We start from the raw sequence: 13,742 nt of genomic DNA, 5'->3' as shown, positions 1-13,742 counted from the left end.
TTTAGCTCCTTATTATTATCAAACTCAAAATGAATCACTCATTTATTTACTTTGTAAAATGCCCAATCATTATTTTCAAAAATCTTTGTTGAGCACTCTCGTACTTTGAATGTAAAAGGTAAATACAACTCATCTTCTTGATAAGTAATAGCTTTGTCGATAACTAAATAATCTGCTTTAGACTCATAAACTGCGTTACATGTATTTTTAAAATCAGGCTCTTCATTCCATACTTTTTGGCCATAAAAATCTCTAGGGTAAAATATATTCATCCATTCACTCGGTGCATCAACATTCAAATCACTATATGCCGGAGCAGAACGATACTGATTTGCATCAAGCAATACTTCAATTCTAGGTATATAACCTTTTAATCCGATGTTTTGACTCAAGATTTTAGGTCTTTCAAATGACGATTCATTTACTTCCTGAATAATTTCATTATATAGTTCATATTCGTTATTTGTAATTCTATATTCGCTATTATAATCACTTGTTGGAATTAAATATGTAGAATAGTAATTCGTAGTTATTTGATAAATTAAATAAATTGAAACCAGAGTTAATATGATTGAAAAGAAATAATTTATTTTCTTACCAACAACTACACTGAAAATACTTCCAGCTATTATCGTTAGAATAAATGGATTTACTATAATTTCAAATGAGCGACTATAAACCATATATGTCATATATTTTGCAACAAATGGTGTTACAAATGGATTTAAGAATAAAAGAACAATCAATAAAAGAAGCAGCTTGTATTCTCTTTCATACTCTATCTTTGCAATGAATACCAATATCATCACCCAAAAAATGATATTTCTAATCATCTCACTAAAGTTTATTGACTGAAAATAATTTAGAGTCATATCTCCTACACTATTGATTCTAAAGAAGAAATCATATCCACTAAAATGTGCATCAACTCCTGGAAACATCGTATTCGAGACAAAATAACTAATAATAACAAAAAATAACACTATACCACAGAATGAAATTCTCAATAATTTTAATAAAATATCCCATTGCTTATCATTTAATTTTTTTGATAATAATGCAAATAATATTAATATGATATAGACAGTAAAGATTATAGTTGCAACTAGCATCGATATACTTTCAATATAAAGAAAAGTAAATATAGCTATAGGTAAACAACTTACTGCAAATGAAAAATAAGTTCTATAATCTTTATAATTTTTGAAGATTAAGTAAAAGAAAAAACTAATAGCAATGAAGGCTGCTATGAAGAAACCAGAAGAACTACATGCTATCAAAGCAGAAAAAAGAAATGTTAATATGTAAATTTTCTTATAATCCTTTGAATTTATAAACTGATAAATACTCAACATAATTGTAGCTATTACTAAAGTTTTCCATGTATTGCCAAAGAAATTGAGTGAAATATTAAAGTAATTCATAAAAAACAGAAGTGTCCAAAAGAAAATAGATAGCAAACCTAATTTACTAATATTTTTATTTTTTAAATAAGTAAGTGATTTGAATAATAACTCCGACAAAATGAAAAAATACATTATTGCAGACAAATTTAAATAAATTGGTGTCAATGATATATTCTCGAAACTAAATATATTTCTAACTAATTTTATAATCATAGAAAAGAAATGATAAAAACTTTGGTAGTCATATTGAACATTGATATCATTTCCGATAATACCCGAAAATGCGGAAAATCCACCGATTTTACTTGATGCACTATTTTCAATAACCATTGATGTATAGTGAACTGAATCAAAAGCTTTTTCTCCTTGCGTTTGCAAAGACATCATAGCGAATAGAATCAAAGTGAAGATTATACAAAAAAGAAGATATTGCATTTCCTTTTTAGAAAAGTATTCAAGTCGATGATTTTTAATTACTAATATAATCGACATAAGAAAAATGCCAATTAATGAAACCATTAGTATAACAGAATCCAGTTTTAAATAAATAATCAGAAATGAAAAAAATTGAAAAATTCCAAGCAATAAAAAGAACCCAATCGCTGTACGCGGAACTTGATAATTATTGCTAAAGAATTTATTTACTATCAAAGTACCAAATAAGTAAGAAATTGAAAGAATTATAATTGCTACACAACTTGATATTAAAGTCATTTTCTTTTACCCTTCCTATTAAGAATTGCACTAATAATTAGATAAACAAGAGTAACACCTGTTATACCATAAGAAATAAATTGTATTCTAGTTCCTTCATATTGAATTCTTAAAGTTATCCGTTGATTATACTCACCTGGATTAAATGAAACCAAATAAGATTCATCATCTGGATAAGTTGATATCGATTTAATTAATTTATTGTGATCATCTAATACATCAACTGAATAACCTTTATAATAAATGAGTGGCAATATATAAAATGTACTAGCATCACTTGATTCAATTGAGAATTCAATTTTGTTATATTGCCTACTAAAATTTTCAATTTGAACTGGGTTGTTAGTTTTAACATAATCGCCGTATTCCCTATAATTGACATTATCTTTTATTGGCAAATAATCTGCAGCAGCTAATTCGGCTTGATTATAATATGTTACTATACCATGTTTTCCACTATAACTATCATCTGATATCAAATCATATTCAGTATTATTAAATATCTTTGTATCTTGTTCGCATACAAAAGATAATTGATATATTCCAATTAGTGTTGTAATTAAGAAAATGATAATAATTATTAATTTTGATTTTTTTTGTGGGAAGTAATCTATACTCTTCGCTGCAACAATTGAGAGTAAAGAACAAGCAACAATCATCAATCTCCATGGAAATTGTATGAAACTAAAGAAATTATTAAAGAAAGACCATGGCATAATATTTAAGCAAAAAATCATGCTTCCTATTCCTACAAATCCTAATATAGAAATAAATCTTGATTCTTTAGTTTTATCTTTTCTTACAAATAGGTAAAAGACTGATAAAATCCAAATCACAGGTCCTGTATTAGTGGTCATCCAATACTCTCTTCCAAATTCGTGTCCTGCTAATCCAAAATTGAGTCTTATAGTAAACAGTTGTTCAAAATAAAGAGTATAATTACTAATATTTGAATCCTTAACAAACTCATTTACTGCATAGTTACCCCCACGTAATTGCTCAAACATCGGTAACAAGAAAAACGCCAATAACCCTAGTGACAATAACATCGCTTTACATATTTTCGCTATACGATATTTATCCTTAATCAGTGTTTTAAAATTAATTATTAATACAATACCGTAAACAATACAGAATAATATAAATGATATATTATGCACAAGAAGAAGCCCACTAAATCCTATTACAAGATACATACACTTTGGTTTTTCTTCATAGATGCTATTATACATCCCATAGATGACTAATGGGATGAATATCATTGCCATTACTTCTCCTAATGCACCTCTTACATAAACATCTGTGATTCTATATGTACAAAATAAATATAGAAGAGATGACAAATAAGGTCCATAAGTATTTTTCACAATCTTTTTCGAAGCCCAAAACATACATAAAACACTGATAAACGAACAAATAAATAAATATAATTTGTATGTAAAAACTAATGATAATCCCATCAATCGTAACAATGCAGGTAAAATTAAAAATATATCTGAATAAAAAAGAGGAGTTGCATATCCAAACATAAAATTTTGGTGATAATAAAGTCTAGGAAAGAAATCAAAATTGACATATGCATCTTTCAATGCCTCTATTCTTCCCAAATGAAATAATGTATCATGCCCAATAACCAAGTTTTTGCTAAATAATGGATATACAAAAATTAATGAAATTAAAAAGCAATAAAATATCACTATTTTCTTATTAGTTAAATATTTCATATAATTCCCTCCTAATTTCTAATTAATATAATTTAAATTTATAATGCTTATTTTGAATTTGATTCGATATATTCCTTTAATTTTACTGTGGCTTTACTATTTTCATATTGCTCAATATCATAATTATAAACTCTCTGTTTATTATTGATAAGTTCTTTCAAGCTTTCTTTAATTGCTTGAATATTGTTTAACGTTGGAATAAAGCCCAATGACTTAAAAATACGATACGCTGGACTTTTTTTAGTTGTTAAAATAAAGACCTCTTTCTTTAATAAAATATATTCTAATGTTTTTGAAGGCAAATAAGGTTGCTCATCATCATCTTTCATAATCGTATCAAATAATGCAAGAACATCGCACTCAACCATAAGATTCATAACTTCATCATATGAAACCTTATCAAAATTTTCAAATACATCAGAAATATTTAGTTCATTTATCATGTTCTTATATCTTTGATTAAATTCACCATATTGCTTAAATTTGATTTTATAGCATAAATTAGGATCTTCATCTTTTAGTTCTTTCAGAGCCAATAAAAGATTATCGATTTTCCGTAATCCATAAATTCGTCCAAAATGATAAATTTTTCTAGGTTTTTCGCTTGAATTCTTTTTGCAATTCATTAAATTCGAATAAATTTCCCAATCCTTGATATAGTTTAAAGGTATAATCATTGACTTTTTCAGTAATTCATCTTTATTCTCATAATGCTCAATCATAAAGTTTCTTTGTTCTTCACATATATAAACAATTTTATCTGCGTATTTCATAGCAATTTTCTCATACCAAGCATTCATATAAATCCAAATGTAAATATAAAAACCTATTTTAGTAATCAATGAGTATTCCCTCAATGTATCTTCATCATATTTATATGGCGATTTATATAAAGGATCAGAAAAAGAAGCAACCCATTTGATTTTGTCACCCTTCATTTTTTTAATCCAGTATCCCGCTAAATGAGTGAAAGCTGGAATACTTGAAGTATAGACAAAATCATAGTTGTTTAGTTTCGCTTTTTTCTTAGCAAATCTGCAATACTTCATTATATTTATTACTCCTGAAAGAACATTCTTTCTTTCAAGTGTAGCAATCGCATCATTATAATCACATACATATTCAATTTTAAACTTACTAAAATTCTTATCATTTTCTACACATGATTTTAGCCCTTTGTCCTCTTTACCTTGTAGAGCAACAACATCAAAATCAGCATCAATGTTTCTTAAATGCTTGTAACTTAAAAGTGTAACTGTATCGTTATAAGGAACAAACCCACCAGGAATAACTAAAACTTTCTTCTTATTCATTTCTATTTTTCTCTTTAATTTCTTTTGATAATTTTGCAACCTCATAGGTTAGATTCTTTATTTCGTCATTTTGCTTCGATATTTTCATAAATAAGTAAAAACTGAGTGCATAAGCTAGAAATATAGTTATTAAGAAAACTGTATTTGATGCAGTTTGTACTCCTAATAAATCGGAAAATCCAATTAATATAAATGGAAATATACTTAAGAACAAAATAATTAAAGCCCAAAGAATCCAAACAATACCATACTTAACATTCATTTTAAATCGTACAACACAAAAAGTAACAAACACCGTTGTTAGCAAAGAAGCTAATAATAAAGCTAGTTGTAGTTTAATTGACATAGAACCTCACCATTGTATGAACAGAATACTCATACATACATTTATCATAAATCTCATAGAATTAAATGGATTACTAAAAAAACTACTACCATCATTTCTATCATCCATCTCCACTTGTACTTCTGTTACTTTAAATCCTGCATGCAAGGCATATGTTAGAGCATCCGGTTCAGCTACAAAATTCATACTTCTAGCAAACTCTGAAATCAATTCGTTTCCTACTGCTCGCATCCCACTTGTTGGATCTGTCACTTTTGTTCCTGTTTTAATTCTAATTAATGATTGGATTAATCTACTACCAACCATTCTTAAATTCCATGGTTGTTTCTTTTCTTTGAATCGTGATCCAACAACATAATCATATCCTTCTTCAATTTTTGCTAGAACAGGTTCAATGTACTCGGGTTTATGTTGCCCATCACCATCTAAAACAATTGCAGCATTATAACCATAATCATAAGCATATTTAAATCCCATTTGCGTTACACCAGCTAAACCCATATTGTTAGGCAAATTTAGATGATTGAGTTTCATTTCAACTAACAATGCTTTTGTATTATCTGTAGAGCAATCATTCACAATCAAAAAATCATATGGATAATTATTTAGACTTTCAACTAATTTGGGTATATTTTTCTCTTCGTTGTATGCCGGAACTATAATTAGAGTTTTCATGATTACTCCCCTTTCTATACTATACATTATTTTATCATATTTATTTTTTCAACCAAGTCGTTCTATTAACAATATCTGTATAACTTTGAATTATTTTTACTACCTTAACTGATACGTTTTTATCTTGATAATCATCTGCAAGTACAGTCAATTCATTGTTATTACTCATAGATGTCGCTAGTTCAATTGATTGTTCTATGGTCTTCTCTGTTATTCCACCGACTACCACAGTTCCTTTGTCTAATACCTCCGGTCTTTCTGTACTTGTTCTAATTAAAACTCCATTGAAACCTAGAATAGCACTTTCCTCAGACAATGTTCCACTGTCACTCAAAACACAAAAACTATTCATTTGTAAATGATTATAATCAAAGAAACCAAATGGTTCTAAACTTCTTACTAATGGATGAAAAATAAAGTTTCGCTTTTCAATAAACTTTTTACTTCTTGGATGTGTACTATAAATAACTGGTAATTCATAATGCTCTGCAATACTATTAATCGCATTCATCAAAGAAATAAAGTTCTCTTCATTATCTATATTTTCTTCACGATGTGCACTAACAAGTATGTATTCTTTTGATTTTAGATTCAATTTTTCTAAAACTGTTGAATTCATGATTGAATTCATATGGGCATTTAGAACTTCACTCATTGGAGAGCCAGTCACAAAAATTGTTTTTCCGTCAATTCCTTCACTCAATAAATATCTGCGACTATGTTCAGTGTATGGAAGATTAACATCACTAATATGATCAACAATGGTACGATTAACCATTTCAGGCACATTCCAATCCCAACATCTATTCCCTGCTTCCATATGAAAAATTGGAGTTTTTAATCGCTTAGCCGAAATAGCTGCAAGAGCACTGTTTGTATCACCAAGAATGAGTATTGCATCGGGTTTTTGTTCAATCATCAAATCATAGCTCTTTGCGATGATGTTCCCCATAGTTTGTCCTAAACTTTCACCAACGCAATCCAAATAAAAATCCGGTTTTCTTAGTCCTAGTTCATCAAAGAATACTTGATTTAATGTATAATCCCAGTTTTGTCCTGTATGCACCAAAATATGATCAAAATATGTATCACATGCTTTTATACATTCACTTAATCTTATAATCTCTGGTCGAGTACCAATGATTGTCATCAATTTTAGTTTTTTCATTATTCTACTCCTTACACTTCTAAATAATATGTATCTGGGTTATCTTTATCAAATATCTCGTTACACCACATTACAGTAACCATATCGGTATCCCCAATATTCTCAATATTATGTGTATATCCTACAGGAATATCAATGACTTCTAATTTTTCACCACTTACAAGATATTCAATTATTTCGCTGCTGTTTACATCTCGAAATCGAATTATTCCCTTCCCACTTACAACAAGAAATTTCTCATTTTTTGTGTGATGCCAGTGATTTCCCTTAACAATACCTGGTTTCGAAATATTAATAGATACTTGCCCTCTATCCACTGTTTTAACAAACTCTGTGAATGATCCTCTATTATCAACATTCATTTTCAAAGGATAACTAAATTCATCTTCTGGAAGATAACTCAAATAAGTACTATACAACTTCTTTTCGAATCCATTGCTAAGATTTGGAACAAATAAATCATCTCTACTATTTTTAAATTTATATAATAAATCTGCAACTTCACCTAGTTTAATTTTATAAATTGGTTCTACATTTTTAATTGAACCATTCGCTTCTTTACCAATACAGCTAATGAAAGAATCAACAATATCATCAATATAGACTAGTGGTAATTCAGTGTCTCGGTCATTGATTTGTATATCTTTTCCATGAGCAATGTTATAACAAAATGTTGCGATTACAGAATTGTAATTAGGTTTACACCATTTCCCAAAAGTATTGGCCAACCGATAAACAAAAACTGGATTCTCTGTCTCTCTGGAAAAATTGAACAATGTATCTTCAGCCATTTTCTTACTTTTACCATAGTCATTATCTACAGCGGCATGGATTGACGAACTTAAAAGAATCGGAATATTTCTGTTTTCTGGTTTAACAAAATCAATGATTTTTTGTGTTAAATCATAATTCCCTTCATAAAATTCATTAGTTTCTTTCGGACGATTAATACCCGCCAAATGCATGATGAAATCAGCTTCATGAATTTTTGACGCTAAATCATTAATAGAATTATCTCTATCAAATTCAATAACCTCATATCCTTCTTGAAGACATTTATACACTAAATTTTTTCCTATAAAGCCTTTTGATCCAGTAATTAGTATTTTCATCATTTTCACCTTTAATATCATACCATTTAAAATCCACATAAAAAAGGGATTAGGTCCCTTTTATTTGAATAAATCTAATTTTAATAACAGTTCTTTCATCGCTCCAACTGTAAGTCGTTCTGTATTGTGTGAATTATATTCATCTATATTTTCAAAGCGATGATCACCTTCTGCTATAAACTTATCATAGTTCAAGTCTCTATTATCCGCAGGAATTCTAAAATAATTACCTAAATCTTCAGCCTTTATCATATCTTCTTTTGTAACAAGTACTTCATACAGTTTTTCACCATGTCTTGTTCCAATACAAACTGTTTCACTTTTAACTTCTTTTAGTTCCCTTATAGCTTCCGCCAACACTTCAATTGTAGATGCAGGTGCTTTTTGAACAAATAAATCACCTTGTTTACCATTTTCAAACGCAAACAATACCAAATCAACTGCATCTTCTAGTGTCATCATAAAACGTGTCATATGTGGATTTGTAATAGTAATAGGTTTCCCTTGCTCAATTTGTTCACAAAACAAAGGAATTACACTACCTCTCGACGCCATTACATTACCATAGCGTGTTAAGCAAAGAACAGTATCATCTTCTCCAAGTTGTCTACTACGTGCTACTACATTCTTCTCCATCAAGGCTTTTGTCATACCCATTGCATTAATTGGATATGCAGCTTTATCAGTACTTAGAAAAATAGCTTTCTTAACGCCATGCTCTACACAAGCTTTTATTACATTATCGCTTCCAATGACATTCGTTTTTACCGCTTCCATTGGATAGAATTCACATGAAGGAACTTGTTTCAAAGCTGCCGCATGAAAGACATAATCCACACCTTTAAATGCATACTCTATCGAATTATAATCACGAACATCACCAATATAGAATTTTAACTTATCTGAATACTCTGGGTATAGAGATTGATATTCATGTCTCATATCGTCTTGTTTTTTCTCATCACGCGATAGGATTCTAATTTCTTTTATGTCCGACACTAAGAACCGCTTTGCTACTGCATTACCAAATGATCCAGTACCACCTGTTATTAGTAAAATGTTATCTTTTAGCATTGTCTTATTCTCCTTATGTTACTCTACGCTCATTCTAGCTATTTCTTTATATGAAAAGTATTTCTTTTTTTCTATTGCATTCTTTTTCATAGCTTGATATTTTTCATTGTTATCTCTTAAATTTTCTATCTCTTTTTTTAGATTTTCTTCTGAGCAATTATCCATTATTATACAATTGCCACCTAAATCAACATGTGTAGTTCCCTTCCATTTTTTAAATATCGAGGGTAATCCAATTCCAACCGCTTGTTCCCACAATACTGAGTGTCTTCCTGGAAATACCGCTAAATCTGATACAGCTAAATAATCATATGTTTCTTGCTGATTAATCCATCCTAAATAAGTAACTTTTTCACTTAAATTCGCATTAAATTCGCTTATTAACTCTTCTACAATTGATCCAAATATAAGAAGTTTCACATCTTTCATTTGATTAATCGCTTTCATCAAATCAATAGTTTCTTTTTTATGCATATCTATCTTTCCACCTGTTATAATCAAAAAATTATTTGCTGGATTTACTTTTTTACTTAATTCATTTAAATTTTTAGATGTATTTTCGATTAGCTCATCATCAGCGCCCATTACAAGCAAATCTATTTTTGATTTATCGATCCCATAATATTTCATCAAAAAGTCACATCGCGAAGGCATTACTCCATAAAACTTTTCGGCATATCTATCGATTTTTCTAGCACAATATCTCCATAAAGTATAATGAAGAATTTTTGCTGGAACTGATTTCGCACTGTTTGTATAATCAGCATGGTTATCCACTTTTACTCTTACATTAGGGTGATTTTTGACATACTTGCATACATTGATAATATCTACAAATTGACAACAATGAATGAAAATTAAATCAGGATTTTCTTCGCTTAAACTACTATATAATCCTCTATATTTTCTAAAAATTTTAGTTATCCAAGGAAATTTTACAAAATTCAATCTTTTAATTTTTATTCCTAATTCATTAATATATATACCACTTGGAACAGTTAAATACTCCTCACTATTTTTCTCATTTACAAATCTTGAAGTAATTATTGTAACATCATTCCCATTTAATTTTTGATATTTTGTTAGTAAATTATCTTGGTAACCCCATCCATCATTATAAGAACCCGCTAAACATATGTTTACTACTTTCATGAACATTCTCCTTAAGAATCAAAATAATCAAATGAATTATAACATTTTATTTTAGCTTTTTACTTACAATATAAAATAAACATGAACTTACCGAAATAATTGAGGCTATTCTAGCTTTATTATCAGGATATTTTTTCATTTCTCTAACTAATTTTTTGCCATTCATTCCTATATATAATTCTCTAAATTGATGATATGGCATATACTTCGAACAACTATATAAAGCACCTAAAACCCATCTTGGTAAGATATATTCTTTGATGTCACTTGGAAAGTCATATTTCTTAACCATTTCTTTGATCCCATTGTACCCGCCCATAATTTTACTTAATCTTGAAGATGTCATAACAGAATCTTCATGTCGGTAATAATAATATAGTTTTTCTTTCAAATGAACAACATTTTCTTCATATAAAAAACATAACCACATAAAAATTTGATCTTCAGAATATCTTACTTTATTTTCGAAAAATATTTTATTTTGTATTAGGAAGTCCTTTTTAATTATAAAAGCTGGAATAATGATTTCAAACTTTCTTAACAAAAATTCTTTTAAAATTTCTTTGTTTGATGAAATTATTATTTTTCCATTTTCAAATAGTTCATTTGGAATTGTTTGATCTTTTATGTACATAAAATCGCAGAAAGCTACATTTGTTTTTTCATCTTTAATAACATAAAATAGGTGCTCCAAAAAACAAGGAGATAGTAAATCATCAGAATCTACAAAAACAATATATTCACCCGATGATTCCTGAATCCCTCTATTTCTAGCACTACCTTGCCCATTATTGACTTGCGAGATGACTTTCCAAAACACTTCACTTTTCTCCAAATAATCTTTGGCAATTCTTATTGAATTATCAGTACTACCATCGTCAATAAGAATTAATTCAAAATTCTTAAAACTTTGATTAATAATACTTTCTAAAGATTTTTCTATATACTTCTCAACGTTATAAACTGGAACTATTACCGAAATCATTTAATCATCTCCTTAAGAAACTTACAATTATTATTTACGTTTATTCTTGGAATATTATGGAAGTCTCCGTCGAAACTCATATTTATCGTTGTAAAAACATAATCATAAATTTTACTAGCTTGAATTATATTCTTCTTTGAACATGCGTATAATGAACCATATGGGAATGCAAATGATGTACAAATCACATCAAATTTTTTTTCAAGAAATTTTTTTGAGTTCAATAATTCCAATTGTAATTTCTCTTCAGATATATTTCTCATAAAAATATGATTTATTGAATGGCTTCCTAGTATACAATTAGAATCACTCAACATTTCTTTTATTTGTTCTGTTGTAAGATAATTATCTTTATCTAACATTTTAATATTCAAAAACAACAAATAAGGCACTTGAAGTCTTTTCAATAAAGGATATGCATTTACATATACACTTTGAAAGACATCATCAAAAGTAATCACAACACTTTTAGATATAGATTGATATTTTAAATCTTCAATTTTACAAATTCTTTTTTCTTCATTTAATTTTGTAATAAGTTTGTAAAAATTTTCTTTAGAAATCGTAATGTCATTATTTTCATTAGAAATATTGTGAAACATCAGAACATGAGAAAATTGATCGTTGCGAATACTTCTAAATAAAGTGTATATTCTTTGATAAATAATAAATAATATTCTTCTTATCATAATTCACCTTATCTAGTCACACCCTGTTATATCTCGAGTGTAAACTTTCTCTTTATATTTTGAAATTTGATTTGTCATTCTATTAGCAACAATAATATCGCTATTTGCTGCAAATTCATTAAAATTATTTATAATTCTAGCTCCTAGAAAATAATTTTCTTGAATTAAGGGTTCATAAATAATCACTGTTACACCATAATTAGTTAAATTTTCAATTATTTTTTGTATTGAGGATTCTCTAAAATTATCGCTATTTGCTTTCATTGTTGCTCTATAAATACCAACAGTTCTTGGTTTCATCTTAATTATCTGCTCACTTATAAAGTTTTTTCGAATAACATTCGCTTCAACAACAGCCGTAATTAAAGAATTAGGTATTTCTTCATAATTTGCTTTCAATTGTTTAGTATCTTTAGGTAAACAATATCCTCCATAACCAAAAGATGGATTATTATAGTAATCACCAATTCTAGGATCTAAGCATATTCCCTTAATAATATCTTGGGAATTCAACTTTTTCATCTCAGCAAAAGTATCCAATTCGTTAAAAAATGATATTCTAAGAGCTAAATAAGTATTTGAAAAAAGTTTAATTGCTTCCGCTTCAATTGTATTAGTATACAGTACTTCTACATCTTTTTTTTCAATGCAATTTATCAAAACACTCACAAATTCTTTAATTTCTTTGCTATCATTTCCAAATATTATTCTTGATGGATATAAATTATCATATAACGCTTTCCCTTCTCTAAGAAATTCAGGTGAAAAAACAATATTTGAATTACCCGTCTCAAAAATCTTATTTTTTACATATCCAATTGGTATAGTTGATTTAATTATAATTAAACAATTAGGATTAGTGTCTGTAATAAAATCAATAGTTTTATCTACACTCGATGTATCAAAATTGTTTATTTCTTCATCATAATTAGTTGGAGTAGCTATTATAATATAATCCATTTCTTTTACCGCGTCATTCAAAGTATCAACAACTTGAAAACTAATGTCATCATGGGTTAAATAGATCTCAATTTCTTTATCAGCAATTGGTGATTTTTTTTCTTTTAATAATTTCCTTTTTGTCTCAGTAATATCAAACGCATAAACATCTGCTTTTTTTGAAAGAAGTAAAGCATTTGATAGTCCAACATACCCTAATCCTATTACACCAATTTTCATTCTCATTCTCCTTTTAAAATTCAATCTAAATCTATAATCAGTCAACACATCATTCATATAAGAAAGCTTATTAACTATTATATTCAAAAAAAGTATTTTTGAATATAATATAATTAATTTGATGTTATTTCAAAAAATTGCATAATCTATAACCAATTTTCCCCAAAATAATTTTTAATATATTTCATTTAAAGTCAGATTAATT

General features: G+C 28.1%; 12 protein-coding genes. All 12 read right to left on the bottom strand.

The genetic code is table 11. The features are described 5' to 3' along the window. Positions 1-38 precede the first annotated feature (38 nt). Genes B5D14_RS04860 through B5D14_RS04805 form a run of 12 tightly spaced genes read right to left on the bottom strand, consistent with a single transcriptional unit; the run spans position 39 to position 13,537 of the window. Positions 39-2,120, bottom strand: a complete 2,082-nt coding sequence (locus B5D14_RS04860) for a DUF6077 domain-containing protein (RefSeq protein WP_078711471.1) — start codon at positions 2,118-2,120, stop codon at positions 39-41. After that, positions 2,117-3,844 (bottom strand): glycosyltransferase family protein, encoded by a 1,728-nt coding sequence (locus B5D14_RS04855; RefSeq protein WP_078711470.1) that lies wholly within the window; start codon positions 3,842-3,844, stop codon positions 2,117-2,119. The genes B5D14_RS04860 and B5D14_RS04855 overlap by 4 nt, the downstream gene beginning before the upstream one ends. Before the next feature lie 47 nt (positions 3,845-3,891). After that, on the bottom strand, positions 3,892-5,157 hold the full coding sequence (locus tag B5D14_RS04850) for a glycosyltransferase (RefSeq protein ID WP_078711469.1): 1,266 nt from the start codon (positions 5,155-5,157) through the stop codon (positions 3,892-3,894). After that, a complete protein-coding gene (locus B5D14_RS04845) occupies positions 5,150-5,503 on the bottom strand; it encodes a DUF2304 domain-containing protein (RefSeq protein WP_078711468.1) in 354 nt (117 codons plus the stop codon). Before B5D14_RS04845 ends, B5D14_RS04850 begins: the two co-directional genes overlap by 8 nt. A 6-nt stretch (positions 5,504-5,509) precedes the next feature. After that, positions 5,510-6,178 (bottom strand): glycosyltransferase family 2 protein, encoded by a 669-nt coding sequence (locus B5D14_RS04840; protein ID WP_200804759.1) that lies wholly within the window; start codon positions 6,176-6,178, stop codon positions 5,510-5,512. A gap of 40 nt (positions 6,179-6,218) precedes the next feature. Next, positions 6,219-7,346, bottom strand: a complete 1,128-nt coding sequence (gene wecB / locus B5D14_RS04835) for a non-hydrolyzing UDP-N-acetylglucosamine 2-epimerase (protein ID WP_078711467.1) — start codon at positions 7,344-7,346, stop codon at positions 6,219-6,221. An 11-nt stretch (positions 7,347-7,357) separates the two neighbouring features. Further along, a complete protein-coding gene (locus B5D14_RS04830) occupies positions 7,358-8,458 on the bottom strand; it encodes a polysaccharide biosynthesis C-terminal domain-containing protein (protein WP_078711466.1) in 1,101 nt (366 codons plus the stop codon). A 60-nt stretch (positions 8,459-8,518) separates the two neighbouring features. Beyond that, the gene (locus B5D14_RS04825; protein ID WP_078711465.1) at positions 8,519-9,532 is read right to left on the bottom strand and encodes a polysaccharide biosynthesis protein; all 1,014 of its coding nucleotides are present in this window, start codon (positions 9,530-9,532) and stop codon (positions 8,519-8,521) included. Positions 9,533-9,550: 18 nt separating this feature from the next. After that, positions 9,551-10,684, bottom strand: a complete 1,134-nt coding sequence (locus B5D14_RS04820; protein ID WP_078711464.1) for a glycosyltransferase — start codon at positions 10,682-10,684, stop codon at positions 9,551-9,553. A gap of 46 nt (positions 10,685-10,730) precedes the next feature. Further along, the gene (locus B5D14_RS04815) at positions 10,731-11,669 is read right to left on the bottom strand and encodes a glycosyltransferase family 2 protein (RefSeq protein WP_078711463.1); all 939 of its coding nucleotides are present in this window, start codon (positions 11,667-11,669) and stop codon (positions 10,731-10,733) included. Next, the gene (locus B5D14_RS04810; protein WP_078711462.1) at positions 11,666-12,358 is read right to left on the bottom strand and encodes a polysaccharide deacetylase family protein; all 693 of its coding nucleotides are present in this window, start codon (positions 12,356-12,358) and stop codon (positions 11,666-11,668) included. Before B5D14_RS04810 ends, B5D14_RS04815 begins: the two co-directional genes overlap by 4 nt. Positions 12,359-12,370: 12 nt before the next feature. After that, the gene (locus B5D14_RS04805; RefSeq protein WP_078711461.1) at positions 12,371-13,537 is read right to left on the bottom strand and encodes a nucleotide sugar dehydrogenase; all 1,167 of its coding nucleotides are present in this window, start codon (positions 13,535-13,537) and stop codon (positions 12,371-12,373) included. Positions 13,538-13,742: the final 205 nt, after the last annotated feature.

This window comes from Anaerorhabdus furcosa (genome assembly GCF_900167375.1).
GTDB lineage: Bacteria > Bacillota_I > Bacilli_A > Erysipelotrichales > Erysipelotrichaceae > Anaerorhabdus > Anaerorhabdus furcosa.
Note: the sequence above shows the minus strand (reverse complement) of the source record. Positions and strands in the feature narration are given on the sequence as shown.